Origin of the sequence: Paenarthrobacter sp. NyZ202 (assembly GCF_049860755.1) — a bacterium.
GTDB lineage: Bacteria > Actinomycetota > Actinomycetes > Actinomycetales > Micrococcaceae > Arthrobacter.
This window is the reverse complement of sequence record NZ_CP187556.1, coordinates 2,725,857-2,744,011: the sequence shown is the minus strand read 5'-3', so window position 1 is coordinate 2,744,011 and position 18,155 is coordinate 2,725,857. Positions and strand designations below refer to the sequence as shown.

19 protein-coding genes are annotated in these 18,155 nt (G+C 64.7%); 16 read left to right on the top strand and 3 right to left on the bottom strand.

The window, feature by feature from the left end; translation table 11 throughout:
* The first annotated feature begins 13 nt into the window (after positions 1 to 13).
* The 6 genes from leuC (at position 14) to ACPFL9_RS12700 (ending at position 6,559) form a co-directional block, all read left to right on the top strand.
* Positions 14 to 1,465, top strand: coding sequence for a 3-isopropylmalate dehydratase large subunit (leuC, locus tag ACPFL9_RS12725; RefSeq protein ID WP_426003076.1), 1,452 nt, complete (start codon positions 14 to 16; stop codon positions 1,463 to 1,465).
* A gap of 10 nt (positions 1,466 to 1,475) precedes the next feature.
* Positions 1,476 to 2,075, top strand: a complete 600-nt coding sequence (gene leuD / locus ACPFL9_RS12720; RefSeq protein ID WP_426003075.1) for a 3-isopropylmalate dehydratase small subunit — start codon at positions 1,476 to 1,478, stop codon at positions 2,073 to 2,075.
* A gap of 168 nt (positions 2,076 to 2,243) precedes the next feature.
* Positions 2,244 to 3,566 carry a UDP-N-acetylglucosamine 1-carboxyvinyltransferase gene (gene murA / locus ACPFL9_RS12715; RefSeq protein WP_426003073.1) on the top strand — a complete coding sequence of 441 codons (1,323 nt, stop codon included), beginning with the start codon at positions 2,244 to 2,246 and terminating at the stop codon, positions 3,564 to 3,566.
* Between the two features lie 12 nt (positions 3,567 to 3,578).
* Complete coding sequence (locus ACPFL9_RS12710) at positions 3,579 to 4,373, top strand: lysophospholipid acyltransferase family protein (protein WP_426003072.1); 795 nt, start codon at positions 3,579 to 3,581, stop codon at positions 4,371 to 4,373.
* The gene (locus tag ACPFL9_RS12705; RefSeq protein ID WP_426003070.1) at positions 4,370 to 5,422 is read left to right on the top strand and encodes an NAD(P)H-dependent glycerol-3-phosphate dehydrogenase; all 1,053 of its coding nucleotides are present in this window, start codon (positions 4,370 to 4,372) and stop codon (positions 5,420 to 5,422) included. The genes ACPFL9_RS12710 and ACPFL9_RS12705 overlap by 4 nt, the downstream gene beginning before the upstream one ends.
* Positions 5,423 to 6,559, top strand: coding sequence for a D-alanine--D-alanine ligase family protein (locus tag ACPFL9_RS12700; RefSeq protein WP_426003068.1), 1,137 nt, complete (start codon positions 5,423 to 5,425; stop codon positions 6,557 to 6,559).
* 49 nt (positions 6,560 to 6,608) lie between these two features.
* Here ACPFL9_RS12700 and ACPFL9_RS12695 read toward each other — a convergent pair whose 3' ends face one another.
* Positions 6,609 to 7,118 carry a DUF3515 family protein gene (locus tag ACPFL9_RS12695; protein WP_426003067.1) on the bottom strand — a complete coding sequence of 170 codons (510 nt, stop codon included), beginning with the start codon at positions 7,116 to 7,118 and terminating at the stop codon, positions 6,609 to 6,611.
* A gap of 134 nt (positions 7,119 to 7,252) precedes the next feature.
* Here ACPFL9_RS12695 and thiL point away from each other — a divergent pair, with 134 nt between their 5' ends.
* The 4 genes from thiL to rsmD are packed head-to-tail and all read left to right on the top strand — an operon-like array spanning position 7,253 to position 12,144.
* Positions 7,253 to 8,266, top strand: a complete 1,014-nt coding sequence (gene thiL, locus ACPFL9_RS12690; protein ID WP_426003065.1) for a thiamine-phosphate kinase — start codon at positions 7,253 to 7,255, stop codon at positions 8,264 to 8,266.
* A gap of 22 nt (positions 8,267 to 8,288) precedes the next feature.
* Positions 8,289 to 9,320: a DAK2 domain-containing protein gene (locus tag ACPFL9_RS12685; RefSeq protein WP_426003063.1), complete on the top strand. Its 1,032-nt coding sequence runs from the start codon at positions 8,289 to 8,291 to the stop codon at positions 9,318 to 9,320.
* On the top strand, positions 9,310 to 11,565 hold the full coding sequence (locus ACPFL9_RS12680) for an ATP-dependent DNA helicase RecG (protein WP_426003062.1): 2,256 nt from the start codon (positions 9,310 to 9,312) through the stop codon (positions 11,563 to 11,565). The genes ACPFL9_RS12685 and ACPFL9_RS12680 overlap by 11 nt, the downstream gene beginning before the upstream one ends.
* A gap of 12 nt (positions 11,566 to 11,577) precedes the next feature.
* Entirely contained in the window at positions 11,578 to 12,144 is a 567-nt protein-coding gene (gene rsmD / locus ACPFL9_RS12675) for a 16S rRNA (guanine(966)-N(2))-methyltransferase RsmD (RefSeq protein ID WP_426003060.1), read from the top strand.
* Here rsmD and ACPFL9_RS12670 read toward each other — a convergent pair.
* Together ACPFL9_RS12670 and ACPFL9_RS12665 are read right to left on the bottom strand one after the other, a co-directional pair.
* Entirely contained in the window at positions 12,141 to 12,932 is a 792-nt protein-coding gene (locus ACPFL9_RS12670) for a spermidine synthase (RefSeq protein WP_426007558.1), read from the bottom strand. The two genes, rsmD and ACPFL9_RS12670, sit on opposite strands and share 4 nt — an antisense overlap.
* Entirely contained in the window at positions 12,929 to 14,179 is a 1,251-nt protein-coding gene (locus ACPFL9_RS12665; protein ID WP_426003058.1) for an aminotransferase class I/II-fold pyridoxal phosphate-dependent enzyme, read from the bottom strand. The genes ACPFL9_RS12670 and ACPFL9_RS12665 overlap by 4 nt, the downstream gene beginning before the upstream one ends.
* Positions 14,180 to 14,214: 35 nt before the next feature.
* Between ACPFL9_RS12665 and coaD the strand changes: the two genes are divergently transcribed.
* From coaD to ACPFL9_RS12635, 6 genes are all read left to right on the top strand, one after another.
* Positions 14,215 to 14,715 carry a pantetheine-phosphate adenylyltransferase gene (gene coaD / locus ACPFL9_RS12660; RefSeq protein ID WP_426003056.1) on the top strand — a complete coding sequence of 167 codons (501 nt, stop codon included), beginning with the start codon at positions 14,215 to 14,217 and terminating at the stop codon, positions 14,713 to 14,715.
* 167 nt (positions 14,716 to 14,882) lie between these two features.
* Positions 14,883 to 15,410 (top strand): YceD family protein, encoded by a 528-nt coding sequence (locus tag ACPFL9_RS12655; protein WP_426003054.1) that lies wholly within the window; start codon positions 14,883 to 14,885, stop codon positions 15,408 to 15,410.
* A 33-nt stretch (positions 15,411 to 15,443) separates the two neighbouring features.
* Entirely contained in the window at positions 15,444 to 15,647 is a 204-nt protein-coding gene (gene rpmF, locus ACPFL9_RS12650; protein WP_426003053.1) for a 50S ribosomal protein L32, read from the top strand.
* Positions 15,648 to 15,671: 24 nt separating this feature from the next.
* Positions 15,672 to 16,382 carry a ribonuclease III gene (gene rnc / locus ACPFL9_RS12645; RefSeq protein WP_426003051.1) on the top strand — a complete coding sequence of 237 codons (711 nt, stop codon included), beginning with the start codon at positions 15,672 to 15,674 and terminating at the stop codon, positions 16,380 to 16,382.
* Positions 16,383 to 16,385: 3 nt separating this feature from the next.
* Positions 16,386 to 17,342 (top strand): bifunctional DNA-formamidopyrimidine glycosylase/DNA-(apurinic or apyrimidinic site) lyase, encoded by a 957-nt coding sequence (gene mutM, locus ACPFL9_RS12640; protein ID WP_426003050.1) that lies wholly within the window; start codon positions 16,386 to 16,388, stop codon positions 17,340 to 17,342.
* Between the two features lie 132 nt (positions 17,343 to 17,474).
* On the top strand, positions 17,475 to 18,155 hold the full coding sequence (locus ACPFL9_RS12635) for a hypothetical protein (protein WP_426003048.1): 681 nt from the start codon (positions 17,475 to 17,477) through the stop codon (positions 18,153 to 18,155).

Here is an 18,155-nt window from a genome sequence, read left to right as displayed (position 1 = left end):
AGGGAGCAAGGCCGTGGGAAAGACACTGGCCGAGAAAGTCTGGGACGCGCACGTGGTGCGCAAGGGTGAAGGCGAAGGAGCCAATGCCCAGCCCGACCTTCTTTTCATCGACCTTCACCTGGTCCACGAGGTAACCTCCCCGCAGGCGTTCGAGGGCCTGCGGCTGGCCGGCCGCAAGCTGCGCCGCGTGGACCTCACCATTGCCACCGAAGACCACAACACGCCGACGCTGGACATCGACAAGCCGATCGCCGACCTGACCAGCCGGACGCAGATCGAAACCCTGCGCGCCAACTGCAAGGAGTTCGGCGTCCGCCTGCACTCCCTGGGCGACAAGGAACAGGGCATCGTGCATGTGGTCGGTCCCCAGCTGGGACTGACGCAGCCGGGCATGACAGTTGTCTGTGGTGACTCGCACACCTCCACCCACGGAGCGTTCGGAGCCCTGGCCATGGGCATTGGCACGTCCGAGGTGGAGCACGTCATGGCCACCCAGACGCTGTCCCTGAAGCCGTTCAAGACCATGGCCATCAACGTCGAGGGTACCTTGCGTCCCGGCGTGACGGCCAAGGACATCATCCTGGCGGTCATCGCCAAGATCGGCACCGGCGGTGGGCAGGGTTACGTGCTGGAATACCGTGGCTCGGCGATCCGCTCGCTGTCCATGGACGCCCGCATGACCATCTGCAACATGTCCATCGAAGCCGGCGCCCGCGCAGGCATGGTCGCTCCGGACCAGACGACGTACGACTACATGAAGGGCCGCCCGCATGCGCCCGAAGGCGCGGACTGGGATGCCGCCGTCGAGTACTGGAACACGCTGCACACCGACGAAGACGCGACGTTCGACGTCGAAGTTGACCTGGACGCCAACACGCTGGAGCCGTTCGTGACCTGGGGAACCAACCCGGGCCAGGGCGTCTCCCTCTCTGCCAAGGTGCCTTCGCCGGAAGACTTCGGTGATGAGAACGCCAAGCTCGCGGCAGAGCGTGCCCTGCACTACATGGGCCTGGAAGCGGGAACCCCCATGAAAGACATCCGCGTGGACACCGTCTTCCTGGGCTCCTGCACCAACTCCCGCATTGAGGACCTGAGCGCCGCCGCGGACATCATCCGTGGCCGGGAGAAGGACCCGAACGTGCGCATGCTGGTGGTTCCCGGTTCTGCCCGCGTCAGGCTGGAAGCCGAAGCAATGGGGCTGGACAAGGTGTTCAAGGACTTCGGCGCCGAATGGCGTTTTGCCGGCTGCTCCATGTGCCTGGGCATGAACCCGGACCAGCTCGAACCGGGTGAGCGCTGCGCATCAACGTCCAACCGTAACTTCGAAGGCCGCCAGGGCAAGGGTGGACGGACCCACCTGGTCTCGCCCGTGGTCGCTGCAGCCACTGCCATCCGGGGGACGCTGAGCTCGCCGTCGGACCTTGAGCCCGCAACGGCCGGAACGCTGACCGGAACCGCAGTCTAGGAGGATCCCCATGGAAAAGTTCACCACCCACACCGGTATCGGGGTCCCACTGCGCCAGAGCAATGTGGACACGGACCAGATCATCCCCGCTGTCTACCTCAAGCGGATCACCCGCACGGGCTTCGAAGACGCCCTGTTCGCAGCGTGGCGCAAGGACGAGTCGTTCATCCTCAACCAGGCTCCGTTCAACGCCGGCTCCGTGCTGGTGGCCGGACCGGACTTCGGTACCGGCTCCTCGCGTGAACACGCGGTCTGGGCCCTGAAGGACTACGGCTTCAAGGCCGTCCTCTCCTCCCGTTTTGCCGACATCTTCCGGGGCAACTCCGGCAAGCAGGGCCTCCTGGCGGCGCAAGTGGCCCAGGACGACATCGAGCTCATCTGGAAGGTCCTGGAGAACAACCCGGGCGCCGAAGTCAAAGTGGATCTGGTCTCCAAGACTGTCGAATGCGGCAACGTCGTGGCTCCGTTCGATATCGACGACTACACCCGCTGGCGCCTGCTGGAAGGCCTCGACGACATCGGCCTGACCCTGCAGCACGAGGAAGACATTACGGCGTACGAGGCCACCCGGCCTGCCTTCAAACCGACCACGCTGCCGGCGAAAAGCTGATAGACGACGGCGCTGAATTGCTGCCGGCCCATTTCCGTTTCCGCTGCCGGGGCTGGAGATCTGCCCGGCACGGCGCGGATGCATTTCGGTTCGGTAACGCGAGCTTCTATGCTTAGCTGGAGCCTTTGTTAGTTTGGGGGGCGAGTAGTCGTGAGGAAACCGGTATAGATGAGTAGTGTTCTGACAATCCGCGGTGGCGTGCCTTTGACTGGGCGAGTGACCGTTCGCGGTGCCAAGAACCTCGTACCCAAGGCCATGGTTGCGGCCTTGCTGGGCAATGAACCATCAGTGCTGAGGAACGTCCCGGAGATCAAGGACGTCGAGGTCGTCACCAGCCTTCTGCAGCTCCACGGGGTCACTGTGGCAAAGGACCCGGCCACGGGGGACCTGACCCTTGACCCCAAAGAGGCCAAGACGGCTTCCAGTACCGCCATCGACGCCCATGCGGGCGACTCCCGGATCCCGATCCTGTTGTGTGGTCCCCTGATTCACGCGATCGGTGAAGCCTTCATCCCCGATCTCGGTGGATGCAAAATCGGCGACCGTCCCATCGACTACCACCTGAATGTCCTGCGCCAGTTCGGTGCGGTGGTGGAGAAGCGCCCCGGCGGCATCCACATCTCCGCCCCGAACGGGCTCCACGGGGCCAAGATTTCCCTGCCGTATCCGTCGGTGGGGGCCACGGAACAGGTCCTGCTCAGTGCCACCCGGGCAGAGGGCATCACTGAACTCAGCGGTGCCGCCACCGAGCCGGAAGTCATTGACCTGATCGCCGTGCTCCAGAAGATGGGCGCCATCATCAGTGTCCAAACGGACCGCACCATCAGGATCGAAGGCGTCAAGGACCTTGGCGGCTACAACCACCGTGCCCTTCCGGACCGCAACGAGACCGCGTCCTGGGCCTCGGCCGCCCTGGTGACCCGTGGAGATATCTTCGTCGAGGGCGCCTCTCAGCGCGACATGATGACGTTCCTGAACACCTACCGCAAGGTCGGCGGAGGCATGGACATCGGGGATGACGGCATCCGTTTCTACCACCCCGGCGGCAAGCTCACGCCGCTGGTGCTTGAGACAGACGTCCACCCCGGGTTCATGACGGACTGGCAGCAGCCGCTGGTGGTTGCCCTGAGCCAGGCCGAAGGGGTGTCCATTGTCCACGAGACGGTCTATGAGAACCGATTCGGCTTCACGGACGCCCTGGCCCGGATGGGAGCCAACATCCAGGTGCACCGTGAGTGCCTTGGCAGTGTCCCGTGCCGGTTCGGCCAGCGCAATTTCCTGCATTCGGCCGTCATTTCCGGGCCCACGCCGCTCAGGGGTACCGAGATCGATATCCCGGACCTCCGCGGCGGGTTCAGCCACCTCATCGCTGCGCTGGCCGCAACCGGCACCTCCCGGGTGACGGGCATTGACATCATCAACCGTGGCTACGAACGGTTCACGGAAAAGCTCGCCGCCTTGGGCGCCGATTTCGACCTCACCACCAACTAGCGGGGGACTCCTTTGAAGGAATCGGCCAAGAGCCGTGCCACGTTCGTGTTCCTGGCGGGCATTGCCCGTCCGCTCATGAATATCCTGATGGCCAAGAAGTGGGAGGGAACGGAGAAGCTTCCCGCCGGAGGTTTCATCGCAGCACCCAACCACTGCACGGAGATCGACCCCATCGTGGTCGGCCACATGCTGTACAACCAAAACCGCCCGCCGCACTTCCTGGCCAAGTCCGGCCTGTTCAAGGCTCCCGTGCTTGGTTCCTTGTTGCGGGCAACCCGCCAGATCCCCGTTGAACGTTCGACGGCGGGTGCCAACCGCTCGCTGCAAGTGGCCCGTGAGGTGGTGGACGCCGGAGGCGCCATCATCATCTACCCCGAAGGGACACTGACCCGCGATCCCGACATGTGGCCCATGAAGGGGCACACCGGAGCTGCGCGGCTGGCGTTGAAGACCGGGGCGCCTGTGGTACCGATCGCCCATTGGGGCGCCCAGGAAGTTTTTCCGCGCTACGCGAAGCGGTTCCATATCTTCCCCAGGAAGACCGTCCGGGTCCTGGTGGGTGATCCCGTTGATTTGAGCGCTTTCGCTGACCGGCCGCTTGACCGCACGACGCTGCAGGAAGCGACCGACGTGATCATGGACGCCATCACCGGGCTCCTGGCCGAACTCAGGGGCAGCCAGCCGCCCGCCGAGAGGTGGGACCCGGCCAGCAACAACCAGTCCAAGCACGGCAGGTTCGTGGAGCGGGGTACCGAACCGGCCCGCGACCAGGCTGAACCCGGCGCCCCGGAAGGGGACACGAAATGACGATTGCCCCGGGCAGCACGGGAACACCGGAGACAATCGCGGTCCTGGGTGCAGGCTCGTGGGGAACCACGTTTGCCAAAGTCCTTGCAGACTCTGCTGCCGCTACGGGCGCCGTGCGCGACATCCGCATTTGGGGACGCCGCGCTGAAGTCGTTGAGCAGATCAACAAGGAACACCGCAACGGGCAATACCTCAAGGACATCGAGCTGCCCGGCGGTATCACGGCGTCCACGGATGTCGCCGAAGTCCTGAAGGATGCGCAGCTGGTGGTGCTCGCAGTGCCGGCCCAATCCCTCAGGCCACAGCTGGGCGAGTGGAAGCCGCTGATCGCGCAGGACGCCATTGTCGTTTCGCTGATGAAGGGCCTGGAACTCACTACGGATGCCCGTATGAGCGAGGTCATCGCGCAGGAGCTGGGCATTCCCGCGTCGCGCGTTGTGGTGGTTTCAGGTCCCAACCTGGCGATGGAAATCGCCAGGGAACAGCCAACGGCGTCCGTGGTCGCCTGCAGTGATGCCGAAACCGCTGCTTCTGTGGCGTTGTGCTGCACGGCGCCATACTTCCGCCCATACACGAGCACTGATGTCGTGGGCGTGGAAATCGGGGGCATCGTGAAGAATGTGATTGCCCTTGCCGTAGGTATCTGCGAAGGACGCCAGATGGGTGACAACACCAAGGCGTCGGTGATCACCAGGGGCCTGGCCGAAACCTCGCGGCTGGCCTTGGCCCTCGGCGGAGAAGCCCACACCATGGCCGGCCTGGCGGGCCTTGGGGACCTCGTGGCTACCTGCTCTTCGGCGCTGTCGCGGAATCACACGGCCGGCCGGTTGCTGGGTGAAGGCCTCAGCCTGGAGCAGGTGGGTGAACGCATGACGCAGACCGCCGAAGGCATCAAATCAGGGCCTGCAGTGCACGAACTCGCAGGCAAGCTTGACGTGGAAATGCCGATCACTGCAGCAGTGGTGGCCGTCCTTGAAGGCAAAATGTCCGTTGACGACCTGGGGCCACGATTGCTGGCCCGGGCGCTGAAGTCCGAAGGCGACTACTGAATGGTGACTGAACAAAATCTTCCCGCTGGACGCCGCCCCCGCGTGGCGGTCCTCTTTGGCGGACGTTCGAGTGAGCATGCCGTCAGCTGTGTCACAGCGGCAGGCGTCATGGGCGCCATGGACAAGAGCAAGTACGATGTCGTCCCGATCGGCATCGCCAAGTCGGGACAATGGGTCCTGGCGGCGGGCGACACCAGCCAGTGGTCCCTGAGCGCCGCAGCGCTGCCGGAAGTCCCGCCGTCGGACAAGACTGTCACCCTGGCCGAGATCGGAGGCGAGCACCAGCTGATCGTCACCGCTCCCAACGCTGTTCCGCAGGAGCTCGGCTCCGTGGATGTGGTTTTCCCTTTGCTGCACGGCCCCTTTGGCGAGGACGGAACCATCCAGGGACTGCTGGAACTGTCCGACACGCGGTATGTGGGAGCCGGTGTCCTGGCTTCCGCAGTGGGCATGGACAAGCACTACATGAAGGTGGTCTTCGAAGCCGCGGGATTGACGGTGGGACCATACATCGCGGTGACGGACCGCGAATGGCTGACCGATGCCGACGGTGTCCGGAAACGGGTGGACAAGCTTGGTTTCCCTGTTTTCGTCAAGCCCGCCCGGGCAGGCTCCTCCATGGGCATTTCCAAGGTGGACTCCCTGGACGGCCTGGATTCGGCCATTGAAGAGGCACGCCGCCACGACCTCAAGCTGGTCATTGAAGCCGGTATCAGCGGCCGGGAAATTGAATGCGCCGTGCTCCAGGGACGCGGCACCGATGCTCCGCGGACGTCCATGCCAGGGGAAATCGCCGTCTCTGCCGGCGAGCACCAGTTCTACGATTTTGCCGCCAAGTATGTCGAGGACGGCGCAGCGGCGCTGAGCTGCCCGGCAGACATGCCGGAGGAGGCCATTGCCAGGGTCCGTGAGCTGGCCGCTGTGGCCTTCGATGCCGTGGGCGCCGAGGGACTCAGCAGGGTGGACTTCTTCTACACGCCGTCCGGTGAGCTGATCATCAATGAGATCAACACCATGCCCGGGTTCACCCCCAAGAGCATGTACCCGCAGATGTGGGCTGCGTCCGGGCTTTCCTACAGCGAACTCATCGACGAACTGATCCACTTGGCGCTGACCCGGAAGACCGGCCTGCGCTAGAACCGGACAACAGTCAGCGGGGCAGGCCGTGCCGCTCGGCCGGGGACGGCTACTGGCTTGAGGGCAGGTCCTGCAGTTCTTCCTGGCCTACGCAGCCCTTGGTTGCCTTGATCTTGCCGGCGGCGTTGGCCAGTTCGGTCAGGACGGTCGCAGAGCTGATATTGGCCGATTCGAGCTTGGCGGGGTCGATCAGGATTTCAGTGGCGGGCTCGCGGCCGAACGTGGTCAGCGTCCACACGGGGTTGCCTTCCTTGATAACCCAGTCGACATCGTTGACGCTGACACAGCGGTCGGTGGTGGGACCGGGTACGTTGACCCCGCACCGGAGGATCACCTGGGAAGGGTCACCCCAGGCTGCTGTTGCCTGGCTGTTGGTTTTCCGGAGCGTTGCATCGCCGATTGAATCCGGCAGCGCGACCATCATGGGGGCGCAGGCGGGGTTGGCCGCGTCGGCAGCGGCCGGGACGTCCACAGCGGGGGCGCACGCCGACAAAGCCAGCGCGGAAGCCGCACCCAGCGAAAGGACAAGGCTGGTACGGCGAACGAAATCCTGGTGCATCAGTCCAGACTATCCCGGCCCGCCGGACCCGCCGGCTTTACGTTGCGCTGGTCACATAGCCTCCGGGAAGGCGGTATTCCGGCGCTGGCAATGGCCACGGCTATTCTGTCGGCCGGCCGCGATAGCGTAGATGCGTGCACGAAGATCACCTCACCGTCGGCCAGTTGTCGGAGCCACAGCTCCTTGCCCGGATTTTTCCGCGGCTTCATCAGGGCCCCGCGGTCCTCCTGGGCCCGGGCGATGATGCTGCGCTGGTGGCTGCACCGGACGGCAGGACACTCATCTCCATTGATACCCAGACCCAGGACCAGGATTTCCGTGTCGAGTGGAACAACGGGTACCGGACCACGGGCTTCGACGTCGGTTGGAAGTCCGCCGCACAAAACCTGAGCGACATCAATGCCATGGGCGGAACCGCCACGTCCCTCGTCGTGAGCCTCAGCATGCCGCCGGCCACTCCCGTCTCATGGGTGGAGGAGTTTGCCGACGGGCTCACAGCGGGCATCTCAGGTTTAGGGGCAGCGGAATGTTCCGTGGCGGGGGGCGATTTGGGCCGGGGGCGTGAACTGTCCGTGACCGTGGCCGTCATGGGGACGTTGGCGGGCAAGCCGCCGGTGCTCCGCTCAGGGGCCCGGCCCGGCGATTCCGTGGCCGTGGCCGGAACCGTGGGTCGCGCTGCCGCCGGCCTGGCCCTGCTGGAAAGCGGCATGGCGGTCACTGGCCTCACGCCTGAACAGCGGGACCTCATGGACAGCCAGTGCAGGCCCTGGCCACCTCTGGCCGCGGGCCCCCTGGCGGCGGCCTCCGGAGTGTCTGCCATGATGGACATTTCCGACGGGCTCATCCGTGACGCCGCCCGGCTCGCCGCGGCCAGCAACGTGCTGATCGACCTCGACCCCGGCGTCCTCAAAAGCTATGCCACGCCGCTCGAACCTGCCGCTGCCCTGCTGGTCGCCGATGCCATGGAGTGGGTGTTGGGCGGCGGAGAGGACCACGGGTTGCTGGCCACTTTCCCAGCCGGAATTCAGCTGCCGGAGGGGTTCACTGCGATAGGCTCAGTGCATGCCGTTGCACCGCCGGGAGACAACGGGGTCCGGATTGCCGGGCAAGCTGCCGACACCGTGGGATGGGATCATTTTGCAGACTAAGATCGCCGCGAATGCGCACGCCATGAGACGTTGGCTAGGCAAAACGGAGGTGGTCCTGGGCAACCACAGCGACCGCCTCAACGCGATCAACATCTTTCCCGTCGCTGATGGCGACACCGGTACGAACCTCTATCTGACGGCCCGCGCAGCCTTTGCCGCCCTCGACGACTCTCCGGCCGGGACTACCGAAGCCGGTGCCGACGTCGGAGCGGTCCTTGCACACGCCGGCCAGGCTGCCATCGAACAAGCCCGTGGCAACTCCGGGACGTTGCTGGCCGTCTTCCTGTGCGCGGCCGCCGAACCGCTGGCCGGAAAAACCCGGCTGAGTGCGCCTTTGCTTGCCGCCGCGCTGCACCGGGCCCAAATCAGGGCCTGGTCCGCACTGAGCGAGCCCGTTTCCGGAACCATGCTCTCCGTCCTGGAAGCAGCAGCCCACGCTGCCCAGGCAGTAGACGCCACCCAGAACGGAGACGACTCCAACCATGCGCTCGGCCTTGCGCTGGATGCCGTGGTGGAGGCAGCGTTCCAGGCTGTGGTGCGCACCGAAGACCAACTGGCACCGCTCCACGATGCCCATGTAGTGGATGCCGGCGGGGTGGGCATGCTGTTGGTTCTCGATTGCCTCCGGTCCGCAGTGCTGGGAGAGGAGCTGCAGGACGAGCTCCTGGACGGCCTGCACGGTTACCAGCTGCAGGACCCGCACATCCACCAGCACATGCCGGCAGATGACGGCGTTGAAGTGATGTGCACCATCGACCTCCTGCCCCTGGATGCGGCGATCCTCCGCCAGCGGCTTGATGAGATGGGGGATTCGGTGATCATGAGCCAGGTGGGCAGCTCGGCAAACCATCACCAAGACGACGACTCCGCGGCGGAGGTGCGGTACCGCTGGCGCGTCCATGTCCACGTCCCCGACCCTGAGCCCGCAGTGGCCTTGATCCGCTCCCTGGGGGAGCCCACGGACCTTGCCGTGAGCCAACTTGCAGTTCCCCGGGAGCCCGCGGCAGTGCAGGATGCCGGGCCCGCAGCGCACCCTTCGCCGCATGAACACTGAGCTCGAACTGCCCCTGGAACGCCGGATCGGCAAACGCTCGGCAGGGGTGCTGGAGAAACACCTGGGCATTAAAACCACGGGTGCGTTGCTCAACTACTTTCCCAGGCGCTACCTCAGCCGCGGCGAGCTGACTCCTATCTCCAAGCTGCCGCTGGACGAAGAAGTAACCCTGATCGCACGGGTCATTTCCAACAGCACGCGTCAGATGCGTGCCCGCCGCGGTTCGATTACCGACGTCGTGGTCACGGACGAAGCCGGCGGCAGCACCGTGGCCGGGACGCTGAAAGTGAGCTTCTTCAACGGATTCCGGGCCAAGGCTGAACTCCTGCCGGGCCGGCGTGCGATGTTCTCCGGCAAAGTGACCCGTTACGGAGGGGCACTTGGCTTGACCAATCCCGACTTCCTGCTGCTGGACGAGGACCCGGATGTCGAAGGCGCCATGGATCCGGAAAAGCTGGCAGCCATGCCCATTCCCGTGTATCCGGCCACTGCCAAGCTGACCAGTTGGTCGATCCACAAGGTCATCACCACCCTGCTGCAGACGCTGGACCTGCAGTCACTCCCTGACCCCTTGCCGCGGCCGGTGGTCCACCGGGACAAGCTCCTGGGCGTGGCTGAGGCCTACCGCCTGATCCACATGCCGGAAACAGCCAGGGACTGGCAACGTGCCCAGGAACGCTTCCGGTACCAGGAGGCGTTGGTCCTCCAGGCCGCGCTTGCCCGGCGCCGTGCACAGCTTGCGGCGGAGGAAGCCACCGCACGCCGTCCCGTGGCCGAGGGCATCCTGGGTGTGTTCGACCGAAACCTTCCCTTCACCCTCACAGCGGGGCAGGCGGCCGTGGGAAAGACCTTGTCCGAAGAACTCGCACGGGACACACCCATGAACCGCCTCCTGCAAGGGGAAGTGGGGTCCGGCAAGACGATTGTGGCGCTCCGGGCCATGCTGCAGGTGGTGGATGCCGGCGGCCAGGCCGCCCTCCTTGCCCCGACGGAAGTACTCGCGGCCCAGCACTACGATTCCATCCGCCGGACCCTCGGCCCCTTGGCCCGCGATACGCTGTTCGGTGGTTCCGGGATGCTGGGCGGTGATGCCGCAGAGGAAGGCGTCCAGGTGGTGCTCCTGACCGGATCCATGCCCACGGCCGCCCGCAAGCAGGCCATGCTGGATGCCGCGTCGGGAAACGCGGGCATCGTGATCGGCACCCATGCCCTGTTGAGCGACAAGACCAGTTTCCAGGACCTTGGCTTGATCGTGGTGGATGAACAGCACCGCTTTGGGGTGGAGCAGCGTGATGCGCTGCGGGCCAAAGCGCAGCGACCGCCGCACCTGCTGGTCATGACCGCCACCCCCATTCCCCGCACGGTAGCCATGACGGTGTTCGGTGATCTGGAGACCTCCGTCCTGGATGAACTGCCGGCAGGCCGGGCGCCGATCTCCACCCACGTGGTAGGCCTGGCGGAAAACCCGGGCTGGGTGGACCGGATCTGGAAGCGCTCCCGTGAGGAAATTGACGCCGGGCACCAGGTGTACGTCGTCTGCCCCAAGATCGGAACGGACGACGACGGCGATTTCAGTCCGGGGGAGGCTGAACCGGGCGATGCCGAACTGTCGGCTGAAGGACCGTCCCGCGAGCTCGCGTCCGTCACGGCCGTGGTCGAAAGCCTCCTCCAGGAGCCTTCGCTGGCGGGAGTTCCCTTGGCCCCGCTTCACGGGCGGCAGGACCCGGTGGTCAAGTCAGAGACCATGGCGTCGTTCGCCGGGAACCAGACCAAGCTGTTGGTTTCCACCACCGTTATCGAGGTCGGTGTGGATGTCCACAACGCCACGCTCATGGTGATTTTGGATGCGGACAGGTTTGGCATTTCGCAGCTCCATCAGCTGCGTGGCCGGGTGGGCCGTGGCGGACTGCCCGGAACCTGCCTCCTGGTCACCACGCTGGAACCGGGCCATCCGAGCCGGCGCAGGCTTGATGCGGTCGCCTCGACCACGGACGGTTTCGAACTGTCCCAGGAGGACTTGAAGCTCCGCCGCGAAGGCGACATCCTGGGTGCCTCACAGTCAGGTGGGCGGTCAACGTTGAAGCTTCTGCGGGTCCTTGAGCACGAAGACCTCATTGCGCGCGCGCGATCGGACGCCCAGGACCTGGTGGCCGTCGATCCCACCCTGCGGGGCCAGCCTTCGCTGGCTGCTGCCATTGATGAGTACCTGAACCCTGAGAAGGAGGCGTTCCTTGAACGCGGTTAAAGGAGCACGTGCATGAGCCGCGTTATCGCCGGCGTTGCAGGCGGGAACCCGCTGACGAGCGTTCCGGGAACGGCCACCAGGCCCACCACCGACAGGGTCAAGGAGGCTTTGTTTTCCCGTCTGGAATCACTGGACGTGGTGGACGACGCCCGTGTCCTGGATTTGTACGCCGGGTCCGGTTCCCTGGGCATAGAGAGCGCCAGCCGCGGTGCACGCAGCGTTGACCTGGTGGAATTCGATGCCCGCGCCAGCGATGTGTGCCAGCGCAACGCAGACATGGTCAACCAGGTCCTTGGCGGCAGGAAAGTTTCGGTCCACCGTTCCAAAGTGGAGTCGTATCTGGACCGGACAGGGCCGGGCGACTTGTGGGATCTGGTGTTCCTGGACCCGCCCTACCCGCTGGCCGAACCGGCACTGGGTGCGGTGCTCGGCAAGCTTGCGCCGCACCTGGACGAAGGCGCCGTTGTGGTGGTGGAAAGATCCGCCCGCAGTGCGGAGCCCCAGTGGCCGGAAAGCCTGGAGTGCTTTGCGGAGAAGAAGTACGGCGAAACCAGGTTGTGGTTTGCTGAACCGGCCTAGCCGGTGATCTTGTCGAGGTCCACGCCCGTCAGCACGGCGGCGGGGTGCGGGCCGCGGGCCAGCAGTTGCGTCGTCCAGTCCTGTGGCCAGGGCGCCAGTGTGCCGGCCAGCACGATGTTTCCCGGGTAGCGGCCGTCAAACATGCCGCTTTCGGCGAACGCAGCAACGTCCGCCATGCTTTCCCTGAGCGCGGCCACCTGGCTTCGCACCAAGGTCAAAGCTGCTTCATCGCCGACGTTGACGATCAGGACTCCGGAGGGCTGCAAACGGGCCGCCGCTTCCTCGTAGAATTCCCGGCACGCAATATGTGCCGGGGCTTCGGGACCGGAAAAGATATCGAGGATGACGACGTCGAAGCGCAGCTTGGCGGGAAGCTCTGCCAGTGCGTCGCGGGCGTCGCCGATGTGCGTGTGAAGGCGGGTGCCCTCCGGCATGGGCAGGTGATGCAGGACGAAGTCCAGCAGTTCGCGTTCCAGTTCCACGGCGTACTGTTCCGAGCCTGGCCTGGTCGCCTGGATATACCGGGCCAGCGTCAGGGCGCCGGCGCCGAGGTGCAGCGCGGTGACGGGGATGCCTGGGCGGGCGGCCAGGTCCACAAGATGTCCGATCCTGCGGAGGTATTCGTAGAAGATGTCCTCGGGGTGGGCCAGATTGACGTGGGACTGCTCAGCCCCGCCGATGCTGAGGATGCAGGCGCCCTCCACCAAGGTGTCGGCCTCGATGGTGGCATGTTGTCCCGTGGCACGCAGGAAGCGGCTTGCAGCGTGGGGACCTCCGGTGCCTTTCAGAGCCGGTCCCTCAGGGTTGCGAGCCGTTCGGCAGCAGCTTCCAGGACTTCGCGTTTCTTGCAGAATGCGAACCGCAGGAGGGTCCGCGTCCGTTCAGCACCTTCGGCATGGCAAAACACCGGAACTGGTATGGCCGCCACTCCTGCCAGTTCCGGCAGGCGCCGGGCCAGGTCCACGGAATCCGCTATTCCCAGCGGGGCAGTATCTACGTTAACGAAGTATGTCCCGCTGGGGGTGTAGACGCCGAACCCTGCCGCGCGGAGTCCCTCGGAAAGGATGTCCCGTTTCTGCTCAAGTTCCCTGGCGATGCCGGTGTAGAAGTCGTCGGGAAGGGCAAGGCCCACGGCAATGGCGCTCTGGAACGGTGTCCCGGAACTGTAGGTCAGGAACTGCTTGACCGTACGGATCGCCGCCACGAGGTCTGCCGGCCCCGTGAGCCAGCCGACCTTCCAACCGGTGAAGGAGAAGGTTTTGCCCGCCGAGGAAATCGTGATGGTCCGTCCGGCGGCGCCGGGCACCGTAGCTACCGGTATGTGCGGCACGCCGAAGGTCAGGTGCTCGTAGACCTCGTCGCTGACAATGATGGCGTCGTGCTTGACGGCCAGCTCCACGATTTTGGACAGGACTTCAAGGGGGAAGACGGCGCCTGTGGGATTGTGCGGGTTGTTGAGGAGAACCACCTTGGTGCGGTCGGTGAAGGCGGTCTCGAGGGCCTGGAGATCGGGGAGGAAATCCGGGGCCTGCAGGGGAGCGGTCACGTGGCGGGCGCCGGCCATCCCGATGATGGCCCCATAGGAGTCGTAGAAAGGCTCGAAGGTGAGAACGTCGTCTCCGGGCTGTACAAAAGCCAGCAGCGATGCAGCAATGGCTTCCGTGGCTCCGGTGGTGACCACGACTTCAGCGTGCGGGTCAACATCCAGCCCGTAGAAGCGGTGCTGGTGGGCGGCCACGGCCTCACGGAGTTCGAGGACGCCCTTGCCGGGCGCATATTGGTTGGCGCCGGCGGCGATGGCCGCCTGCGCCGCTGCCTTGATGTCGGCCGGTCCGTCCTCGTCGGGGAAACCCTGGCCGAGGTTGATGGCACCTGTGGAGTTGGCCAGCGTGGTCATCTCTTCGAAGATCGTCATACCCAGCGTTCCGTCCGCGGACAACAGGTTGGCTCCGCTGGCTGCGCGTTGCCACGGGCTGGCGGAACTGCCGGGAGCGGCCAAGGGGACGGTGCTGCCTGCGGATGACATGTCAGCCATGGTATCCCGGCGAAGCTTTGGGGTAGGTTCGTCTCATGAGACGCGCGGTATGCCCCGGATCCTTTGACCCCATCCACAACGGCCATCTCGAGGTCATTGCCCGCGCGGCCGGCTTGTTCGACGAAGTCATCGTGGCTGTGTCCACCAACTACGCCAAGAAGTACCGTTTCAGCCTGGAGGACCGGATGGAAATGGCGCGGGAGACCCTGGCCTCGCTGCGTGGCATCATCGTGGAGCCCATGGGGGAGGGGCTTCTGGCGGAGTATTGCCGTCACCGTGGAGTGTCGGCGATCGTCAAGGGGCTGCGCTCGTCTTCCGACTTCGACTACGAACTGCCCATGGCCACGATGAACAGGCAATTGTCCGGTGTCGAAACCGTGTTCCTTCCGGCGGAAGCGCATTATGTCCATCTGTCCTCCACGCTGATCAAAGAGGTCAACGTCCTCGGTGGTGACATCTCGGACTTCGTGCCCAAATCGGTGCTCAAGCGCCTCCTGGCTGGCGAGCCTCCGTCGGACAGTCCGCGCAAGGGGTAGGCTTGTCAGGTGCCTCGATGGCTTGATGCCCCGGGGATCCAAACGGAAACCGCCGTGCTTTTGCGCGCCCCGGCGCCGGTTTGAGTCCTCACTCGCGATCAGGCTAAGATGGTACGTCGGTCATATGTTCTACAGGAGTTCTCATTAAGAGCGATGCAAGTTCGCCCTTGGCGCTGTCAGTCAAGGACCTCGGGCGCAGCCCGGGCACAATGCGGACACTCAACGAGCATGTACCTGCACCAAGTGACCTTGGTGTGGCACTCATTGGCGTGGAGGAAGGCTCGGATGTCGAGCTGGACCTTCGTCTGGAGGCCGTACACGAAGGAATTCTGGTATCCGGATCCGCGATCGTCGAAGTTACCGGCGAATGCGGGCGATGCCTGGATCCCCTTGCGTATGACCTTGAGGTCAATGTGCAAGAACTTTTCTTCTATGAAGGTGTTGAGCTTTCAGAAGGAGAAGACGATGAAGAGCAACGTCGAGTCGAGCACGATCTGATCGATCTTGAGCCGGTGTTGCGGGACGCAGTGGTAACCACGCTGCCGTTCCAGCCGGTGTGCCGGGAAGACTGCCAGGGCCTTTGTTCCGAATGTGGAATACGCCTGGAAGACGAGCCGGGGCACCACCACGAGGTCATTGACCCTCGCTGGGCTGCCCTAGCTGATCTGGCTAAGAATGACCGGCAAACTGATTAGTAAGTGTTGGACTAAGAGAGAAATGAGATAGCCGTGGCTGTTCCCAAGCGGAAAATGTCTCGCGCAAACACGCGCGCACGCCGTGCCCAGTGGAAGGCAACTGCCCCCAACCTGGTCAAGACCGTCGAAAACGGTCGCGTTACCTACAGCCTGCCGCACCAGGCGAAGGTCGTCACCGACTCCGCCGGTACCGCGCTGTTCCTTGAATACAAGGGCCGCAAGGTCGCAGACGCCTGATCTGCCGTCAAAGGCTGACCAAGGATGTCTTCAACTGAAGAGCTTCTGAAGCGTCTCGGTGTCTCCATTGACACCGAGACGCTTCGTCTTGCTCTGACACACCGCTCCTACGCGTACGAGAACGGCGGGATCCCCACCAACGAGCGCCTTGAGTTCCTCGGCGACTCCATTTTGGGTTTCTCTGTCACAGATTCCCTGTACCGGGAGAACCCCGAGCTGCCCGAAGGCGAGCTCGCAAAGCGGCGCTCCGCCGTCGTGAGTACGCGGGCCTTGGCCGGTATCGGCCGTCAGCTTGGCCTTGGGGAGTTCATCTATCTCGGCCAGGGCGAGAAACTGACCGATGGCAAGAACAAGGCCTCAATCCTCGCGGACACCATGGAGGCGCTGATCGGCGCAACCTACCTGTCCAATGACATTGAGACCGCCCGCCAGCTGGTCATGCGCCTGGTGGGGCCGCTGCTGAAGGACGCCGGTGCCTTGGGCGCGGGAACCGACTGGAAAACCAGCATCCAGGAGCTGACCGCCAGCCGACAGCTTGGCACTATCCACTACGCCGTGGAAGGCTCCGGCCCCGACCACGCACGCACCTTCGAGGCCGTACTGAACATCGGCGGTACGCCCTACGGCCGCGGGTCCGGACACTCGAAGAAGGAAGCCGAGCAGGAAGCCGCAGCCGATGCCTGGCGTGCCCTGACGGCGATGGACCAGGCGCCCGCCGGACCGGCTTCCGCCTGAACCATGCCTGAACTTCCCGAAGTCGAGGTTGTCCGCCGCGGACTGGCCCGCTGGGTCAGGGGCCGCACGATCACCGCCGTGGAGGTCCTGGACCCACGTTCCATCCGCAGGCATGCCCTGGGTGTGGAAGACTTCGTCGGCAACCTGGAACACACGAGGGTGGTGGACGTGGTCCGCCGTGGCAAGTTCCTGTGGATGCCCCTGGCCATGGACGACGGCCCGGCAATGACAGCGCCGATGCCCAAGGTGGCCTTGATGGCGCATCTTGGCATGAGCGGGCAACTGCTCATGCAGGACCCGGATGTTCCGGATGAAAAACACCTCAAGGTCAGGATCCGGCTCAGCGAGTCGGCCGGCATGCCGGAGCAACTGCGGTTCGTCGACCAGCGCATCTTTGGCGGATTGTTCGTGACGTCCATGGTGCCCACCCCGGACCACGGCCCCGGCGGTCTCGGTGAGACCCCGCTGCCGGAGATTGCCGAAGAAGCCTCGCACATTGCCAGGGACCCCCTGGATCCCCTGTTCTCCCTGGATGCGTTCCACCGCAGGCTCAAGGCCAGGAAAACAGGCTTGAAGCGCGCGCTCCTGGACCAGTCCCTCATTTCCGGGATCGGCAACATCTACGCCGATGAGGCCCTATGGCGGGCACGGCTCCACTATGCACGGCCCACGGACAGGCTGCGGCGCGCGGACACGGAACGGCTCCTGCAGGCGGTCAAGGACGTCATGGATGAAGCTCTCGCTGCCGGGGGAACGAGCTTCGATTCGCTGTACGTCAACGTCAACGGCGACTCCGGGTACTTCGCGCGGTCCCTCAATGCCTACGGGCGGGAAGGCCAGGCCTGCAGCCGGTGTGAAGCCGCCGGGCTGCACAGCATCATAAAGCGGGAACAGTTCATGAACCGTTCCTCCTACACGTGCCCTGTCTGCCAGCCGCGTCCCAGGAACGGGCGCTGGTAAAAGCCCTCCGGCAAGCACGCGGACCGCGCAATTTTCCGCACCGTTCAAACTGTTCCGCATCAGGGGTGGCAACTGGCAGACTGTCCCCATGAAAAGCTTGGCGCAAGGTGATGCGACAGGGCTGGACCGGCCATGACGGCGCGGCGGCTGGTGATCGTGGGGCTGTGTCTTGCCTTGGTGATTGCCGTGGCTGCCGTGGTTTTCGATCAGCTGGCCCGGCAGGGGAGTACCGCCTCCCCGGCCCCCTCCACCAGTACAAGCAGTGCTGCCGGTGCAGACCCTTCCGCCAGTGCCGCGGCACCCGGCTCCGGCAGCCCGACGTCGAACGCTTCCGAACCCAATCCGACCTACGGCGCCGCAGAGCAACCTTCCGGCACCAAGCCCCTGGAGGTCCTTCCGCCGGTCACGGCCACGCCGACGGGACTTCCTGCTCCGTCAGAGCCCGCCCCGCTGCTCACAGGAGCGCCACCGGCGCCGGGCACGGCCCAGGGAGAAGTGGTGGACGGCTGGCCGGCAGACATCCTCACCCTGCCCAAAGGGACCACCGTAGGCTCCACCAGCATTTCGACGTCGGGGGATATCGTGCAGCTGACCGCAGACGGGATCGTCGGCGCCTCCCAGTCTGACGTCCTGGCCAACTTCCGGCAGACCCTTGTGGGCCGGGGTTTCTGGTTCGAGGACGCCCCCGCCCCCGACGGTTCCCTGGCGCAGAGGTTTGTCCGGGGCGGGGACACGGTCACGGTATCGGTTTCGACGACAGGAACAGGGAGCTCACGCTTCCAGTTGCTGGGCAGCATCCGTACGGCAGGGTAG

Bases quoted from the DNA above. Each gene is read 5' to 3' on its own strand.
- leuD (WP_426003075.1), top strand. From the start codon at position 1,476: ATGGAAAAGTTCACCACCCACACCGGTATCGGGGTCCCACTGCGCCAG.
- mutM (WP_426003050.1), top strand. From the start codon at position 16,386: ATGCCTGAACTTCCCGAAGTCGAGGTTGTCCGCCGCGGACTGGCCCGC.
- ACPFL9_RS12705 (WP_426003070.1), top strand. From the start codon at position 4,370: ATGACGATTGCCCCGGGCAGCACGGGAACACCGGAGACAATCGCGGTC.
- ACPFL9_RS12635 (WP_426003048.1), top strand. From the start codon at position 17,475: ATGACGGCGCGGCGGCTGGTGATCGTGGGGCTGTGTCTTGCCTTGGTG.
- ACPFL9_RS12665 (WP_426003058.1), bottom strand. From the start codon at position 14,179: ATGGCTGACATGTCATCCGCAGGCAGCACCGTCCCCTTGGCCGCTCCC.
- rnc (WP_426003051.1), top strand. From the start codon at position 15,672: ATGTCTTCAACTGAAGAGCTTCTGAAGCGTCTCGGTGTCTCCATTGAC.
- ACPFL9_RS12695 (WP_426003067.1), bottom strand. From the start codon at position 7,118: ATGCACCAGGATTTCGTTCGCCGTACCAGCCTTGTCCTTTCGCTGGGT.
- coaD (WP_426003056.1), top strand. From the start codon at position 14,215: ATGAGACGCGCGGTATGCCCCGGATCCTTTGACCCCATCCACAACGGC.
- ACPFL9_RS12700 (WP_426003068.1), top strand. From the start codon at position 5,423: ATGGTGACTGAACAAAATCTTCCCGCTGGACGCCGCCCCCGCGTGGCG.
- ACPFL9_RS12680 (WP_426003062.1), top strand. From the start codon at position 9,310: ATGAACACTGAGCTCGAACTGCCCCTGGAACGCCGGATCGGCAAACGC.
- rsmD (WP_426003060.1), top strand. From the start codon at position 11,578: ATGAGCCGCGTTATCGCCGGCGTTGCAGGCGGGAACCCGCTGACGAGC.
- ACPFL9_RS12685 (WP_426003063.1), top strand. From the start codon at position 8,289: ATGAGACGTTGGCTAGGCAAAACGGAGGTGGTCCTGGGCAACCACAGC.
- murA (WP_426003073.1), top strand. From the start codon at position 2,244: ATGAGTAGTGTTCTGACAATCCGCGGTGGCGTGCCTTTGACTGGGCGA.